Here is a 16627-nt window from a genome sequence, read left to right on the forward strand (position 1 = left end):
CTTCGGCAGCCCTTACGGTACCGCGTACAACGATGTACCCGGTTTATGTAGGAGCTGGCGAAGCCTGCGAACTTTTGATTTTCGATTGAGCGCACTGAGACATCAAAGAATGCTGCGGTAGTTGGTCAGCGTCTCGACTGACCGAACCAAGCCTTGTCGTGACAGAAGATCGAGATAGGTACTGACATCCATCGGCGGCATTTTCAGTTGTTTGCGTTGCCGTTGAGCTGCACCGACAACGGCTGCCGGGTCCAGATCAAAGAGATTGTCGACGAACTCGTCAGGGTGCTGTGCCTCGACACCAAATGGCTCCAGCGATGTGCAGGGAAAGTCTTTCTGGTTGAAAGTCACGATGACGCTGGCATTGCTGCGAATGGCAGCTGCCAGGACATGGCGGTCATTCATGTCCGGCAACGTTAGTCCTTCAATCAGGTCTTCGTATCCAGAGACATTGGCGTCGGGGATGGCTTGATCCATTAACTCGGAGGTTCGATCCAGTTGTTCCGTGGTCAGGTCTGGACGGTTCTTCAACAGATTGCGCTTCCATTCGTTGTGTATCTCCAGTGACCATCGCGCCCTGAAACGTCCCGAGAGCGCGAGCCACATCAGGAAGTCTCTCAAAGGGGCAGGGTACAAAACACATGCGTCATATACAGCGGTAAACGGGGAGTGCCTCACTCGTATCCTGTCCTTAACGCTTGTGCTTGCTCGGCGAGAAGCGTCATTGCTTGCTCGCTGGCGGTGTCGCGCCGGTTTTTATAATCCATCAAATCGGCAAAGCGCACACGTCGGTGCTTGCCTGTTTTGTGGTAGGACAACTCGCCGGACTCCAGCAGTTTGATGAGGTGCGGACGTGAGACGTTGAGCAGGTCCGCCGCTTCCTGGGTGGTCAGTTCCGCGTGGACCGGGACGACTTTGACAGCGTTGCCTTCGGCCAATGCGGCCAGGATGTCGACCAGTAATCGCAGGGCTGAAGTCGGTAGCTCGACGTTGTGAGCTTCATTTTGCTCGTCGAAAATCTGGATGCGTTGGGTTTCGAATTGCGTCGCGAGATACGCGGAGAGCGCGCGTTGACCTTCGATGGCAGCTTGAACTTCGCGGGCTATGGGCAGGTTGATCGGTGGATGGATGACTAAAGACATGATGGTTTCCAACATTCTGAGTATCGATGCTGGAAGGCTATTCGAATCAAACGAAAATCGCAATAAACGAAACTGAAGCGTGTTTAAGACTCTTTCGCCAATAACGCCTGAACGTAATCCACAAACGCCCGCGCCTTCGCACTGGCCATCCTTCCCGTCGGAAACACCGCCCACAGGTCCTGATTCGGCAACTCCCAATCGCTCATCACTTCTACGACTGCGCCACTGGCCAGTTCCGGCGCGAACATCCACTCGGACGCCATGGTCAGCCCCAGATGAGCCAGCACTGATTCACGCAGGCCTTCGGCGGCGTTGACGCGGATGCGGCCGCTGATGATCACGGGGTGTTCTTCGCCGGTTTTCTTGAACTGCCAGTTGGCACCGCCGCCCAGGCTGTAGACAACCGCCTGGTGTTTGGTCAGGTCGGCAGGGCAGGCCGGTTTGCCGTGTTTCTCGAAGTACTGCGGTGTACCCAGCACTACGCGCCGACACTGGGCGATCTTGCGAGCGGTCAGGCCGGAATCGTTCAGGGCGCCCATGCGCAGGGCCACGTCGACGCCTTCTTCCACCAGGTTGATGTTGCGATCATCGAGCATCAGGTCGATGTTCAGCTCGGGATTCTGATCAAGAAACGGCCCCAGGTGCGGCACGATGTGTTGCCGGCCGAAGGTGACGGCGGCGCAGATCCGCAAGTTGCCGGTCAGCCCGCTGGCGGCACCGCGGGCAGCGTTGTCGGCCTCGTCAGCTTCTTCGATGGCGCGTTTGGCCCGGTCGAAGAAAGCCAGTCCGGCTTCGGTGGGGGTCAGGCCACGGGTGGAACGCAATAGCAGTCGTACGGCGAGCCGGGTTTCCAGTTGCGCAATGGTTTTCGACACGGCGGGCTGGCCGATATTCAGGCGCCTGGCCGCGGCGGAAAACGAGCCGGTTTCCACCACATAGACAAAGGTTTCCATTGCGGCGAGGCGGTCCATCCAAAATCCTTGTGCAAATGTAATGACGTGCGGAGATTCAATGTGGGAGCGGGCTTGCTCGCGAAAGCGGTGTGTCAATCGATACCAATGTTGCTGACATACCGCCTTCGCGAGCAAGCCCGCTCCCACACTGGATTTGTGTGAGATCAAAACGCGTCAAAACGCCGCTTTACCTACCGAAGCACCACCATCGACAAACAGCGTTTGCCCGGTGATGAACCCGCTCTGCTCGGATAACAGAAAGACAATCGCCGCAGCAATCTCTTCAGGTTGCCCCAGCCGGCCCATCGGTACGCCAGCCAGATAACGCGCTTCACCTGCACTGCCAATCGGGTTGTTCGCGCGGAACAGTTCTGTCTCCGTCGGGCCGGGGGCCACGGCGTTGACCGTGATCCCGGTTTGCGCCAGTTCCAGCGCCCAGGATCGAGTGAAGCTGACCATTGCCGCTTTCGCCGCGGCATAAGCGGTGCGCTGGGTAATCCCGAGCACCGTCAGGCTGGAAATATTCACCACTCGTCCCCAGCCCTTGGCGCGCATGTTCGGCAGCAGTGCCTGGGTCGCTTGCAGGGCGGAGTGCAGGTTGACCCGCATCACGTCATCGAAGGCATCGAGGTCAATTTCTCCCAATACCTGAGGACGGACCAGGCCAACGTTGTTCACCAGTCCATCAAACTCATAGGTGCTGGCCAGACCCGCCAGCACTTCCTGGGTTAGCGCCCGGTCGCTGAGGTCCAGTGGGAACAACGTGCCGGGGAACGTCAGGTCGGGTGTCCGGGCAATGCCGACCACGCGATGACCGGCACGGTCCAGGTGCTCGGCCACGGCACGGCCAATGCCTTTGCTGGCGCCGGTGATGAGAAATGTACGTCGGGTCATGACAACTCCTATCAGGACGTGCCGCGGGTAACGCGGCACTTGATCGGTTCAGCCGCGAAGCGCATCCAGCATCGCTTCAGGCTCTGGTCGCTGAGTGTAATCCGGGTTGACCTCGGCGTAACGGATCACACCATCCTGACCGATCACATAACGCGCCGGCATCGGCAGGGTCCAGGACGGATCATCGTTGAAGGTGGGCAGGTCGTTACGCAGGTTCTTGTACAACTCGATCAGGTAATCCGGCAACGCGAAGCGCAGTCCGAAAGCGTCCGCCACATCGTTGTGAGTGTCGCTCAAGATCGGGAACTCCAGCCCATTGGTACGCACCGATTTGCGGCTGTTGGCGGCGATCTGCGGCGAGATCGCTACGAGGCTGGCGCCAACCTCTTGCAACGTCGGCAGGAAGGCCTGCAGAGCTTGCAGCTCCATGTTGCAGTACGGACACCAGACACCGCGATAGAACGTCAGCACCAACGGACCCTTGGCCAGCAGATCGGCGGAGGACACGGGGTTGCCGTCGGGGTCCTTGAGGGTAAACAACGGCGCCTTGTCCCCGACCTTCAGGGCTTTGTTCGCCGCGCCGGAAGCGACCAGCTCGGCGGTGGCACGCTCCATCACCGGATGGATTTCCGCAGGGGCGTTGTAGGGCGGTTTGCCGGCCTTGAAGTCGGCTTTGAAAGCATCGAGTTTTGCTTGCAGGGTCATGATCGTAATCCTTGAAGAGGAAGCCGGTTGGCTGGGATCAATGGTGACCTTGTGCGGGGGAGGGCGGAACGTGGGTGGGGGGCATAGGATTCATTCTTGGGAAGAATGAGGCGCCTGATAAATCGCCTTCGCGGGCAAGCCACGCTCCAACAGGAAATCACATTCCCCTGTAGGAGCAAGGCTTGCCCGCGAAGCTTTTAGGGCTTTACGCCGTAGCCAGCGAACGCTTTTCCGAAACACTCAAAAACCGCAACAACGCCAACAACGGAAACGCGCTACCGACAATCACGATCCACAACCAGCCGCCATGCTCATACACCGCACTGGCCACCGAGGAACCGAATGCGCCGCCGATGAAGATGCTGGTCATGTACAGCGCGTTCAAACGGCTGCGGCTCTTGGCGTCGAGGGCGTAGACCGCGCGTTGGCCGAGGACCATGTTCATCTGCACGCAGAAGTCGAGCACTACGCCAGTGACGGCCAGGCCGATGACGCTGTAGGCCGGGTGGATGAACGCCGGCAGGAAGCTCAGGCTGGCGAACACCAGGGCCAGCAGCGAAGCGATGCGGGTGTGGCCGGCATCGGCCAGGCGACCGGCAATCGGCGCGGCGATGGCACCGATGGCGCCGACCAGGGCGAAGATCGCGATCTGGGTTTGGCTCAGGCCATGATTACGTGCGAGTTCCAGCGGCACGGCGGTCCAGAACAGGCTGAAGGTGGCGAACATGCAACCCTGGTAAAACGCCCGCTGACGCAACACCGGTTGCTGGCGCAGCAAGGTCCACAGCGAACCGAGCAACTGACCATAAGAAGCGCTGTGATCAGGCTGGCGCTTGGGGATCGTCAACGCCAGCACGATGCTGATCGCCGCCATCAACGCGGCGGCAATGATGAACATTGCCCGCCAGCCGAAGTGGTCAGCCACCACGCTGGACACCGGCCGTGCCAGCAGAATCCCCAGCAGCAAGCCGCCCATGATTCCGCCGACGACTCGGCCGCGAGATTCTTCCGGCGCCAGATGTGCGGCCAAGGGAATCAAGATTTGCACCGACACCGAACTGAAGCCCACCAGCAATGAGATCAACAGAAACACGTTTGGCTGATCGGTAAAGGCTGCACCCAACAGGCTGGCAATCGCCACCACAGTGGTGATGATCATCAGCTTGCGGTTTTCCAGCAGGTCACCCAGCGGCACCAGGAAAAACAGGCCCAGCGCATAACCAATCTGGGTCAGCGACACGATGAAGCTGGCCATGGTGCTGGTCAGGCCGATGTCCGGCGCGATCAAACCAATGATCGGCTGGGCGTAATAGATGTTGGCAACGATGGCGCCGCAGCAGAAGGCGAACAGCAGCACCATGCCTTTGGTCATTGTCGTGGCGCCGTGGGGCACCTGGGTCGCTGGGTTCATAACGTGTCTCGCTGAGCAAAAGGGAATGCGCGCAGGCTAATGGGCTGACGGGAACGGCGGAAGAGAGGTTGAAGTGATAGTAATCATTCCATTGCGGAATGAGTGACGGACGAGTGTGATGTCCCCCGATGAACCTGGCGTCAAAACTTTGAGGTCCGATGATACATTCACTTACATCTTGTTCGATAGCGTGCTTATGTTCTCTTTTCACGTTTCATAACAGGAAGGCACTTCCATGAATGCGATGTTCCGTCACCTGATTCGCAGTGCGTCAGTGGTTACCCTGATCAGCTTGTTCACGGCAGGCGCCGCCCAGGCTGCCGAAGCACCGGGCACGCGCATCGGCGTGCGTGGGGAAATTACCGGCGTCAGCGCCGACAGCTTGAAAGTCCACGCCAACAGCGGCGAAAACGTGGTCATCAACCTGACCAAGGACACCAAGGTCCGCGCTGTCACCTTGGCCAATATCGAAGACATCAAACCCGGCAGCTACATCGGTTCGGCGGCCATCCCGCAGGATGACGGCACCCTCAAGGCGCTGGAAGTCCACGTATTCCCGCCAGAACTGGCCGGCAGCGGCGACGGCCATCGGCCCTTTGATCTGGCCAAGGGCAGCAGCATGACCAATGGCAGCGTGGGGGATCTGGTGGTCAGCAATGGCCGGACCCTGACGGTCAACTACAAGGGCGGGCAGCAGAAGATTCTGGTGCCGGAAGATGTGCCGATCGTCAACCTGATGCCGGGGGATCGCAGCTTGCTCAAGGTTGGGGTGAAAATCGTGACGTTCGTGACCCAGAGTGCGGACGGGACGCTGACGGCTCAATCCATCTCTGCCGGCAAGGATGGCGTGACACCACCGATGTGATGACTGGCGATAATCCCCCTGTGGGAGCGGGCTTGCTCGCGAAAGGGGCTTCACATTCAAAAGAGATGTTGAATGACACACCGCCTTCGCGAGCAAGCCCGCTCCCACAGGGGATCTTCAGTGGATACAAATCTGTTGTTCGGGCATAAAAAAGGCGACCTCCGCAGGTCGCCTTTTTCATGGCTGTTTAGCCCTTACTGAGCATAAATCTGATCAAAGATCCCGCCATCATTGAAGTGGGTTTTCTGCACCGTGCGCCAGTCACCAAAAGTCTTCTCTACCGACAGAAAATCTACTTTCGGGAAGCGATCGGTGTACTTGGCCAATACCGCCGGGTCCCGCGGACGCAGGTAGTTTGCCGCGGCAATTTCCTGGCCTTCCGGCGACCACAGGTATTTCAGGTATTCGTCAGCAGCGGCGCGGGTGCCTTTTTTGTCGACGACTTTATCGACCACGGACACCGGCGGCTCGGCCTCGGCGGAAACGCTCGGGTAGATCACTTCAAACTGGTCGCGACCAAACTCGCGGGCAATCATTTCTGCTTCGTTTTCGAAGGTCACCAGTACATCGCCGATCTGGTTGGTCATGAAGGTCGTTGTGGCTGCACGGCCGCCGGTGTCCAGCACAGGTGCTTGTTTGAACAGTTTGCCGACGAAGGCTTTGGCCTTGTTTTCGTCGCCGCCATTCCTCAGCACGTAGCCCCAGGCCGAGAGGTAGGTGTAGCGACCGTTGCCCGAGGTTTTCGGGTTTGGCACGATTACCTGCACGCCGTCCTTGAGCAGGTCGGGCCAGTCTTTGAGGGCTTTCGGGTTGCCTTTACGGACGATGAACACAGTGGCCGAGGTGAACGGCGCGCTGTTGTTCGGCAGACGGGTGACCCAATTGTCCGGGACCAGTTTGCCGTTGTCCGCGAGGGCGTTGATATCGGTGGCCATGTTCATGGTAATGACGTCAGCCGGCAGGCCGTCGATCACCGAGCGCGCTTGTTTGCTGGAGCCGCCGAAGGACATCTGCAGGGTGATGTTTTCGTTGTGCTCGGCTTGCCAGTGTTTCTGGAACGCAGTGTTGTAGTCCTTGTAGAAATCTCGCATCACGTCGTAGGAAACGTTAAGCAGGGTTGGTGCGGCCTGAGCCACGCTGGTCAGTGCCAGGCCAGCGGCCAGAAGTGAGGCGCCAAAAAGTTTTTTCACTGCGCATTCCTTGTTTTGCGTAGGAGCTGCCGAAGGCTCGGGCCGCGTTCGGCAGCTCCTACGGGTTATTTGTTAGTCATTGAAGAAGTGTTGCCACCGTTTTGCCAGCGACTATAGCCGGGCTCGCATAGTCCTTTAAAGATTAAAAAGCACTTTGCTTATTCCAGTTTTTTGAATAACGCATTGCCACACTGCGAGCAAAATGCCGCGCCGTGCTCGTGGCTGTTTTTCTTGCACACCGGGCAGTCGTGTTGCAGTTGTTCGCCGCGCATGGCGTTGGCCAGTTCGGCGGTGAAAATCCCCGTCGGCACGGCGATGATCGAGTAACCGGTGATCATCACCAGGGACGAAATCACCTGGCCCAATGGCGTCTTCGGCACGATGTCGCCGAAGCCCACGGTGGTCAGCGTCACGATAGCCCAATAGATGCCTTTGGGAATGCTGGTGAAACCGTGTTCCGGGCCTTCGATCACGTACATCAAGGTGCCGAACACCGTCACCAGCGTGCAGACACTGACCAGAAACACCACGATCTTCTGCTTGCTGCCGCGCAGCGCCGACATCAGATAGTTGGCTTGCTTGAGGTACGGGCTGAGCTTGAGCACGCGGAAAATCCGCAGCATCCGGATGATCCGGATAATCAGCAAGTACTGCGCATCGGCGTAATACAGCGCGAGAATGCCCGGCACAATCGCCAGCAAATCCACCAGCCCGTAAAAGCTGAACGCATAGCGCAACGGCTTGGGTGAGCAGTACAGGCGCAGGCCATATTCGATGGCGAAGATGATGGTGAAGCCCCACTCGATGTACGCCAGCAGGTTGGCGTAGTTCTGGTGGACCGCATCGATGCTGTCGAGCATCACGATGATGATGCTGGCGAGGATGATCAACAGCAGGATGCCGTCGAAACGCCGCCCGGCCTTGGTGTCGCTCTGGAAAACCATGACGTAAAGCTCTTCACGCCAGTTTTTACTGATGTCCATGGATAACGCCTGAATCGAGAATCAGCGAAGCCTAGGTTGATTCTCCCCAGGAGCGCAAGGCTCACGGGCGACCGCGGCTTTGCCGAGCTTTTGAGTGGCGGCACGAACCAGCCAGCAGGCGAGGATGAACGGCGCGGTTAGCGTGGGCAGACCAATGGCGGCAAACACCGGCGTCAGCAACAGCGCTGCCGTAATGCCGAGCAAAGGCAGCCACGGCTGCTGGCGCTGCGAGCTGAAGGCGAGGGCGGCAAGTACGGCGTTATAGCTGCCGAGCCCCAGCAATGCGCTGTAGAAGTCGTGGTGCAGCAGGCTCCAGCCCATGCCCGTGACGGATGCGAACAACGCCCAGCAGAAGGCGCGGCGATCAGCGATCAGCAAACCGGCGGCAATCATCGAACCGGCCAGTGGATGGCCAAGGAACATCACCTGCCCGAGGCCTTTGAGGGGGGCCACGAGCATGTTTAGCGTGTTGATTTCGATCAAATGTGCCGTGGTCGACGGTGTGGCGAAGCACAGCAGCAACCAGCTCATCCCGACAAAGGGGGTGGTGTAGGCCGGCAAATAACGGCTGACCCGCGCGCGTTTGAGCCACTGTTGAGTCAGCATCGCGCTCAGGCCACCGCAGGCAATGATGACCAAGGGCAACATCGCGGACCAGGGGAAATACAGACTCAGCAGGATGCCAAGCAAAACGCCGTTATAGCTGAACAGCCCGGCCTGGCGATCAACCTTGGCATAGCCGCGGCGTTGCGCGGTGAGCAACCCGGCGACCCCGCCCAGCAGCGCACCGCCGAGCAGCGTCGGCGCGGTAAAAAGAATCGCCAACAGGCACAGCAGACCGCACAGCGGATGGCGCTGGAGGAAGATCTGACTGAAACCGTTGAGCAGGGCAGTGGCCCAGTCGGGGCAGTGGGTGTTGAAGTGGTTGGCAGGCATGAAAGTAAATACCAGGGACTTGCACAAAACCCTGTGGCGAGGGGGTTTACCCCCGTTGGGCTGCGAAGCGGCCCCAAATCGGCGAATGCGGTTTCTCTGTGAAAACCGTCATGCCAAACAGACGACTGCTGCGCAGTCGAACGGGGGCAAGCCCCCTCGCCACAAAGGTTGTTTTTAGATCAAAGTTTCGATTCGCAGTGAGTTAGTCGACCCCGGCTGCCCAAACGGCACACCTGCGGTAATCAACAACGTATCGCCGCGCTGGGCCATGCCCTGTGCCTGGGCAATCTCCAGCGCCGTCGAGCACACCTCATCCACTTGGCGCAGCCGATCATTCACCACCGAGTGCACGCCCCACGCCACGGTCAAGCGGCGTGCGGTTTGCAGGTTGGGCGTCAGGTTGAGGATCGGCACTGTCGGCCGTTCCCGCGCCGCACGCAGACTCGACGTCCCGGACTCGCTGTAATTCACCAGCACCGCCACCGGCAGCACGTTACTGATGCGACGAATTGCGCAGCTGATCGCGTCGGACACGGTCGCTTCAGCCTTCGGCCGGCTCACGTCCAGTTGCGCCTGATAGTCGGGACCGTTCTCCACCTGGCGAATGATCTTGCTCATCATCTGCACCGCTTCCAGCGGGTATTCGCCGGATGCGGTTTCCGCCGACAGCATCACCGCATCCGCACCTTCCGCCACGGCATTGGCAACGTCAGTCACCTCGGCACGGGTCGGGGCCGGGGAGAAACGCATCGATTCGAGCATCTGCGTCGCCACGACCACCGGTTTACCGAGTTCGCGGCAAACGGTGATGATGTTTTTCTGGATCTGCGGCACGCTCTCGGCGGGCACTTCCACGCCCAAATCACCGCGCGCGACCATGATCGCGTCGCTCAATTCGGCGATCTCTCGCAGTTGAGTCACCGCCGACGGTTTTTCGATCTTCGCCATCAAAAATGCTTTGTCACCAATCAGTGCGCGGGCTTCCTCGATATCTTCCGGACGCTGCACAAACGACAGCGCGACCCAGTCCACACCCAGCTCCAGACCAAAGCTCAAATCGCGACGATCCTTGGCGGTCAGCGGGCTCAGGTCGAGCACCGCTTGCGGCACATTCACGCCTTTGCGGTCCGACAATTCACCACCGTTCAACACCGTGGTGTCGATCGCGTCGGCGTACTTGGTCACCACCCGCAGACGCAGCTTGCCGTCATCCAGCAGCAAGTCCATGCCTGGTTCCAGGGCGGCGATGATTTCCGGGTGCGGCAGGTTGACCCGGCGCTGATCGCCCGGCGTCGGGTCGAGGTCCAGGCGCAGGGCCTGGCCGCGATGCAGCTGCACTTTGCCGTCAGCGAACTTGCCTACCCGCAGTTTCGGGCCTTGCAGGTCCATCAGAATCCCGAGCGGGTAATTGAGCTGACGCTCGACTTCACGAATCCACTGATAGCGCTGGGCATGATCGGCGTGATCGCCGTGGCTGAAATTCAGGCGGAAGATGTTGACCCCGGCCTGCACCAGTTCACGAATGTCATCGATGCCGTCGGTGGCCGGGCCGAGGGTGGCGAGGATTTTGACCTTTTTATCGGGCGTCATTTTTTGTGCTCTCGAGGATCAGGATGGCGCGGAAGTCGTTGACGTTGGTGCGGGTCGGCTCGGTGACGATCAGGGCGTCGAGCGCCTCGAAATAGCCGTAGCCATTGTTGTTGTCCAACTCGTCGCTGGCGCTCAGACCGAGGGCGACGGCGCGGGCGTAGCTGTCCGGGGTCATAATCGCGCCGGCATTGTCTTCGGAGCCGTCGATGCCATCGGTGTCGCCGGCCAGGGCGTAGACGCCGGGCAGGCCTTTGAGGCTGTCGGTGAGGCTCAGCAGGAACTCGGCGTTACGCCCGCCGCGCCCATTGCCGCGCACGGTGACCGTGGTTTCGCCGCCAGACAGAATCACGCACGGCGCTGCCAATGGCTGCCCATGCAGGACGATCTGCCGGGCAATGCCGGCGTGGACTTTGGCCACTTCCCGGGATTCGCCTTCCAGGTCGCCGAGGATCAGCGGACTGAAACCGGCCTGACGGCATTTCACCGCCGCCGCTTCCAGGGATTGCTGCGGACGGGCGATCAATTGGAAATGACTGCGGGTCAGGCTTGGATCGCCGGGTTTGACGGTTTCCGACTCGGGGCTTTGCAGCCAGGCACGCACCGAGGCCGGGACTTCGATGCTGTAGCGCTTGAGGATCGCCAAGGCTTCGGCGGACGTACTCGGGTCGGCCACGGTCGGCCCGGAAGCGATGACCGTCGCGAGGTCGCCCGGTACATCGGAAATCGCGTAGGTATAAACGGTTGCCGGCCAGCAGGCTTTGCCGAGTCGGCCGCCCTTGATCGCCGAGAGGTGCTTGCGCACACAATTCATCTCGCCGATGGTTGCGCCGGATTTGAGCAGGGCTTTGTTGATCGACTGCTTGTCGGCGAGGGTGATGCCTTCGGCTGGAAGCGCGAGCAGCGCCGAACCACCGCCTGACAGCAGGAAGATCACGCGGTCGTCTTCGCTCAGGTTGCTGACCAGATCCAGCACGCGTTTGGCCACGGCCAACCCAGCGGCGTCCGGTACAGGGTGCGCGGCTTCGACCACTTCGATTTTTTCGCACGGGGCGCCGTGGCCGTAGCGGGTGACCACCAGGCCGCAGACTTCGCCCTGCCAGCAGCGCTCGACCACTTGGGCCATGGCGGCTGCGGCTTTGCCGGCACCGATCACGATCACACGACCGCTGCGATCTTTGGGTAAATAGGCTTCGAGGACTTGCTGCGGATGGGCCGCGTCGATGGCTGTGGCAAACAGCTCGCGCAGCAGTTGTTGCGGATCGACCGACATGGCGGGCTCCCGGAATTTCTTGTTATTTGGAGGGCAGCTCGGTTCCTTGTGGGAGCGGGCTTGCTCGCGAAAGCGGTGTGTCAGGCGACATCAATAGTGACTGTGCCGGCGCCTTCGCGAGCAAGCCCGCTCCCACAGGGTTTTGTGCAGGGCTTATTTTTTGTCGCGAATCGAGAAATTCGCCATGTGTTCCAGGCCCTTGATCAGCGCCGAGTGGTCCCAGTTGCTGCCACCGATGGCCGCGCAGGTGCTGAACACTTGCTGGGCGTTGGCGGTGTTCGGCAGGTTGATGTTCAGTTCCTTGGCGCCTTGCAGGGCCAGGTTCAGGTCCTTCTGGTGCAGGCTGATGCGGAAGCCCGGGTCGAAGGTGCCTTTGATCATGCGCTCGCCGTGCACTTCGAGGATCTTCGACGAAGCGAAACCGCCCATCAGCGCTTCACGCACCTTGGCTGGATCGGCACCGTTTTTCGAGGCGAACAGCAGGGCTTCGGCCACAGCCTGGATGTTCAGCGCGACGATGATCTGGTTGGCCACTTTCGCGGTCTGACCGTCGCCATTGCCACCGACCAGAGTGATGTTCTTGCCCATGGCCTGGAACAGCGGTAGGGCGCGTTCGAAGGCATCGGCATCGCCGCCGATCATGATGCTCAGGCTCGCAGCCTTGGCGCCGACTTCACCGCCGGACACTGGTGCGTCGAGGTACTGGGCGCCTTTTTCGTTGACCTTGGCGGCGAACGCTTTGGTGGCAGTCGGCGAGATCGAACTCATGTCGATTACGACTTTGCCCTTGCCGACACCGGCGGCAATGCCGTCAGCGCGGAACAGCACGTCTTCGACCTGCGGGGTATCCGGCACCATGATGATGATGAATTCGGCTTCTTGCGCGACTTCTTGCGGGTTGGCCAGGGCGACAGCGCCACCGGCAATCAGATCAGCCGGGGCAGCGTCGTGGTGCGCCGACAGGAACAGGCTGTGACCGGCTTTCTGCAGGTTCAACGCCATTGGGTGGCCCATGATGCCAGTGCCGATAAATCCGATTTTAGCCATGAGAAAATCCTCTTGTTTTTGTGTTGCTCAAGCAAATAGGGGAGTGCTGCTTTGGGTGGGAGCGGGCTTGCTCGCGAATGCGGTGGAACATTCAATATCCGTGTTGACTGAACCACCGCATTCGCGAGCAAGCCCGCTCCCACAGGGATCTGTGTCAGATCGCGTTATGGGTTTTCAGCCAGCCGAGGCCCGCTTCTGTGGTGGTCAGCGGCTTGTATTCGCAACCCACCCAGCCCTGATAACCAATGCGATCAAGGTGTTCGAACAGGAAGCGGTAGTTGATTTCACCGGTGCCCGGTTCGTTGCGCCCAGGGTTGTCCGCCAACTGCACGTGGTTGATCTCGCTCAGGTGCGATTGCAGGGTGCGGGCCAAGTCGCCTTCCATGATTTGCATGTGGTAGATGTCGTATTGCAGGAACAGGTTGGCGCTGCCCACCTGTTCGCGAATCGACAGGGCTTGCGCCGTGTTGTTCAGGTAGAAACCCGGGATGTCGCGGGTGTTGATCGCTTCCATCACCAGTTTGATGCCCGCCGCTTGCAGCTTGTCGGCGGCGTACTTGAGGTTGCTGACGAAGGTTTTTTCCACGGTGGCGTCATCGACGTTTTGTGGACGGATACCCGCCAGGCAGTTGATCTGGGTATTGCCCAGCACCTTGGCGTAAGCGATGGCCAGGTCGACCCCGGCGCGGAACTCTTCGACCCGATCCGGCAGGCACGCGATACCGCGTTCGCCCTTGGCCCAGTCACCGGCCGGCAGGTTGAACAGCACTTGGGTCAGACCGTTGGCGTCGAGCTTGGCCTTGATCTCAGCGGAGCTGAAGTCGTAAGGGAACAGGTATTCGACACCACTGAAACCGGCCTTGGCGGCCGCTTCAAAACGGGCAAGAAAATCCTGTTCGGTGAACAGCATGGACAGGTTGGCTGCGAAACGCGGCATGGTGGTCTCCCGTGTATGTGTGGGGTCCCTTGTGGGAGCGGGCTTGCTCGCGAAAGCGGTGTGTCAGGCGGCATCAATGTTGAATGTGCCGCAGCCTTCGCGAGCAAGCCCGCTCCCACAATGGGGACGATCAGCTGTTAATCCAGCAACGAAATTGCGGTTGGTGCGTCGTTGCCGACCAGCGCCAGGTCTTCGAATTCGTTGACGGCGTTGATCTCGGTGCCCATGGAAATGTTGGTCACACGCTCCAGAATAATCTCGACGATCACCGGTACCTTGAACTCCTCGATCAGTTCCTGGGCCTTGCGCAGGGCAGGCTGGATCTGACCCGGTTCGAACACACGCAGCGCCTTGCAACCGAGGCCTTCGGCGACCGCGACGTGATCGACACCGTAACCGTTGAGTTCCGGAGCGTTCAGGTTATCGAAGGACAGTTGCACGCAGTAGTCCATGTCGAAACCGCGTTGGGCCTGACGGATCAGCCCCAGGTACGAATTGTTTACCACAACGTGGATGTACGGCAGTTTGAACTGCGCGCCCACCGCCAGTTCTTCGATCATGAACTGGAAGTCGTAGTCGCCCGACAGAGCCACAACCTTGCGGGTCGGATCAGCCTTGACCACGCCCAGCGCCGCCGGAATGGTCCAGCCCAACGGGCCGGCCTGGCCGCAGTTGATCCAGTGACGCGGCTTGTAGACGTGCAAGAACTGCGCGCCGGCAATCTGCGACAGACCGATGGTGCTGACGTAGCACGTGTCTTTGCCGAACACCTGGTTCATCTCTTCGTACACGCGCTGCGGCTTGACCGGCACGTTGTCGAAGTGGGTCTTGCGTTGCAGGCTGGCTTTACGCTGCTGGCAGTCTTGCAGCCAGGCGCTGCGGTTTTTCAGCTTGCCGGCGGCTTGCCATTCGCGAGCGACTTCGATGAACACGGTCAGCGCGGCAGCAGCGTCAGACACGATGCCCAGGTCCGGGGTGAACACGCGGCCGATCTGGGTCGGTTCGATGTCAACGTGGATGAACTTGCGACCTTCGGTGTAAACGTCGATCGAGCCGGTGTGACGGTTGGCCCAACGGTTACCGACGCCCAGCACCACGTCCGACTTCAGCATCGTCGCGTTGCCATAGCGGTGCGAGGTTTGCAGGCCGACCATGCCGACCATCAGCGGGTGATCATCCGGGATCGTGCCCCAGCCCATCAGGGTCGGGATCACTGGGATACCGGTCAGCTCGGCGAACTCCACCAGCAACTCGCTGGCGTCGGCGTTGATGATGCCGCCACCGGCGACCAGCAACGGACGTTCGGCCTGGTCGAGCATGGCCAGGGCCTTCTCGATTTGCACGCGGTTAGCGGTGGGTTTGGCCAGCGGCAGCGGTTCGTAGGCGTCGATGTCGAATTCGATTTCGGCCATTTGCACGTCGAACGGCAGGTCGATCAGCACCGGGCCTGGACGGCCGGAGCGCATTTCATAGAAGGCTTTCTGGAACGCATACGGCACCTGGCCTGGCTCCATGACGGTGGTTGCCCACTTGGTCACAGGCTTGACGATGGCGGTGATGTCGACGGCCTGGAAGTCTTCTTTATGCATGCGGGCCCGCGGTGCCTGGCCGGTAATGCACAGGATCGGGATCGAGTCGGCCGAGGCGCTGTACAGGCCGGTGACCATGTCGGTGCCCGCCGGGCCGGAAGTGCCGATGCACACGCCGATGTTGCCGGCCTTGGTGCGGGTGTAGCCCTCGGCCATGTGCGAAGCGCCTTCAACGTGGCGAGCGAGGACGTGATCGATGCCACCGACCTTCTGCAAGGCGGAGTACAGCGGGTTGATCGCGGCGCCCGGGATGCCAAAAGCGGTATCAACCCCTTCACGGCGCATCACCAGAACGGCGGCTTCGATTGCTCTCATTTTGCTCATGGTTTTGGTGCCTCTTACGTTTTGTAATTGTATACAAGTGGCTTTGCGCAGAGTGTATTCACGGCGGACGGCGCAGGTCAATCCATTTTCTCAAGCGTCTGTTTCATTCGTCGGAAGCCTGTTGCGCTGTGGCTTTTCGTCGCATGTGGCGCTTTTCGAGAATTATTGTATACAAATAAATAATCTATTGTGTTCTATTTGTTGCATCGGACTTCTGAACAAAAAGAAGCCCAACAGCTTTCCCAAAAACAAAATGAGGACGGCACCATGAGCGCTTTAACCTTGAAAGACGCAGTCAGCCTGACCACCCAGGCCATCGCCGCAGGGCGTGCAATCTCCGCCGCACCACTGACCATCGCGGTACTCGATGCCGGCGGCCATCTGCTCTCTTTGCAACGCGAAGACGGCGCCAGCCTGCTACGCCCGCAAATCGCCATCGGCAAAGCCTGGGGCGCCATCGCGCTGGGCAAAGGCTCCCGTTTGCTGGCGCTGGACGCTCAGCAACGGCCGGCGTTTATTGCTGCACTCAATAGCCTGGGGCAGGGCAGCGTCGTGCCGGCACCGGGCGGTGTGTTGATTCGGGATCAGGACGGGAATGTGCTGGGCGCGGTGGGTATCAGCGGCGATCTGTCGGATGTGGATGAGCAGTGTGCGATCAGTGCGATTGAAGCGCAGGGGTTGCGGGCGGATGCGGGGGTTACTGCTTAAGATTTTTGTTGATTGATCTGGCGCATTCGCGAGCAAGCCCGCTCCCACAGTGGTTCGGAGGTGGACACAAATTGTGTGAAGAC

16 protein-coding genes are annotated in these 16627 nt (G+C 59.9%); 2 read left to right on the top strand and 14 right to left on the bottom strand.

Annotated features, from left to right (window positions below):
• Nucleotides 1-102 precede the first annotated feature (102 nt).
• The 6 genes from ACWIKB_RS12090 to ACWIKB_RS12115 form a co-directional block, all read right to left on the bottom strand.
• Entirely contained in the window at nt 103-678 is a 576-nt protein-coding gene (locus tag ACWIKB_RS12090; RefSeq protein ID WP_475267017.1) for a PIN domain-containing protein, read from the bottom strand.
• Nucleotides 675-1142: a helix-turn-helix domain-containing protein gene (locus ACWIKB_RS12095; RefSeq protein WP_054049618.1), complete on the bottom strand. Its 468-nt coding sequence runs from the start codon at nt 1140-1142 to the stop codon at nt 675-677. The genes ACWIKB_RS12090 and ACWIKB_RS12095 overlap by 4 nt, the downstream gene beginning before the upstream one ends.
• Before the next feature lie 83 nt (nt 1143-1225).
• Complete coding sequence (locus tag ACWIKB_RS12100; protein ID WP_475267019.1) at nt 1226-2113, bottom strand: LysR family transcriptional regulator; 888 nt, start codon at nt 2111-2113, stop codon at nt 1226-1228.
• A gap of 156 nt (nt 2114-2269) precedes the next feature.
• Entirely contained in the window at nt 2270-2989 is a 720-nt protein-coding gene (locus ACWIKB_RS12105; RefSeq protein ID WP_475267021.1) for an SDR family oxidoreductase, read from the bottom strand.
• 48 nt (nt 2990-3037) lie between these two features.
• Nucleotides 3038-3694, bottom strand: coding sequence for a peroxiredoxin-like family protein (locus ACWIKB_RS12110; RefSeq protein ID WP_475267023.1), 657 nt, complete (start codon nt 3692-3694; stop codon nt 3038-3040).
• Nucleotides 3695-3899: 205 nt separating this feature from the next.
• Nucleotides 3900-5105, bottom strand: a complete 1206-nt coding sequence (locus ACWIKB_RS12115) for an MFS transporter (RefSeq protein WP_475267025.1) — start codon at nt 5103-5105, stop codon at nt 3900-3902.
• A gap of 235 nt (nt 5106-5340) precedes the next feature.
• On the opposite strand from ACWIKB_RS12115, the gene ACWIKB_RS12120 reads away from it, so the two are divergent.
• Nucleotides 5341-5970: a hypothetical protein gene (locus ACWIKB_RS12120; protein ID WP_475267027.1), complete on the top strand. Its 630-nt coding sequence runs from the start codon at nt 5341-5343 to the stop codon at nt 5968-5970.
• Nucleotides 5971-6164: 194 nt separating this feature from the next.
• Here ACWIKB_RS12120 and ACWIKB_RS12125 read toward each other — a convergent pair whose 3' ends face one another.
• From ACWIKB_RS12125 to gcl, 8 genes are all read right to left on the bottom strand, one after another.
• Complete coding sequence (locus ACWIKB_RS12125) at nt 6165-7160, bottom strand: sulfate ABC transporter substrate-binding protein (protein ID WP_475267029.1); 996 nt, start codon at nt 7158-7160, stop codon at nt 6165-6167.
• 158 nt (nt 7161-7318) lie between these two features.
• A complete protein-coding gene (locus ACWIKB_RS12130; RefSeq protein WP_475267031.1) occupies nt 7319-8143 on the bottom strand; it encodes an ion transporter in 825 nt (274 codons plus the stop codon).
• A 21-nt stretch (nt 8144-8164) separates the two neighbouring features.
• Nucleotides 8165-9079 (bottom strand): urea transporter, encoded by a 915-nt coding sequence (locus tag ACWIKB_RS12135; RefSeq protein ID WP_475267033.1) that lies wholly within the window; start codon nt 9077-9079, stop codon nt 8165-8167.
• Nucleotides 9080-9253: 174 nt separating this feature from the next.
• A complete protein-coding gene (gene pyk / locus ACWIKB_RS12140; protein WP_475267035.1) occupies nt 9254-10669 on the bottom strand; it encodes a pyruvate kinase in 1416 nt (471 codons plus the stop codon).
• A complete protein-coding gene (locus ACWIKB_RS12145; RefSeq protein WP_475267037.1) occupies nt 10656-11939 on the bottom strand; it encodes a glycerate kinase type-2 family protein in 1284 nt (427 codons plus the stop codon). The genes pyk and ACWIKB_RS12145 overlap by 14 nt, the downstream gene beginning before the upstream one ends.
• A 153-nt stretch (nt 11940-12092) precedes the next feature.
• Nucleotides 12093-12986: a 2-hydroxy-3-oxopropionate reductase gene (locus tag ACWIKB_RS12150; RefSeq protein ID WP_475267039.1), complete on the bottom strand. Its 894-nt coding sequence runs from the start codon at nt 12984-12986 to the stop codon at nt 12093-12095.
• A gap of 154 nt (nt 12987-13140) precedes the next feature.
• Nucleotides 13141-13923: a hydroxypyruvate isomerase gene (hyi, locus tag ACWIKB_RS12155; protein ID WP_475267041.1), complete on the bottom strand. Its 783-nt coding sequence runs from the start codon at nt 13921-13923 to the stop codon at nt 13141-13143.
• 137 nt (nt 13924-14060) lie between these two features.
• Nucleotides 14061-15836: a glyoxylate carboligase gene (gcl, locus tag ACWIKB_RS12160; RefSeq protein ID WP_475267043.1), complete on the bottom strand. Its 1776-nt coding sequence runs from the start codon at nt 15834-15836 to the stop codon at nt 14061-14063.
• A 267-nt stretch (nt 15837-16103) separates the two neighbouring features.
• Between gcl and ACWIKB_RS12165 the strand changes: the two genes are divergently transcribed.
• Nucleotides 16104-16544 (top strand): GlcG/HbpS family heme-binding protein, encoded by a 441-nt coding sequence (locus tag ACWIKB_RS12165; protein ID WP_475267045.1) that lies wholly within the window; start codon nt 16104-16106, stop codon nt 16542-16544.
• Nucleotides 16545-16627: the final 83 nt, after the last annotated feature.

The organism is Pseudomonas sp. 5Vm1k, assembly GCF_056161485.1.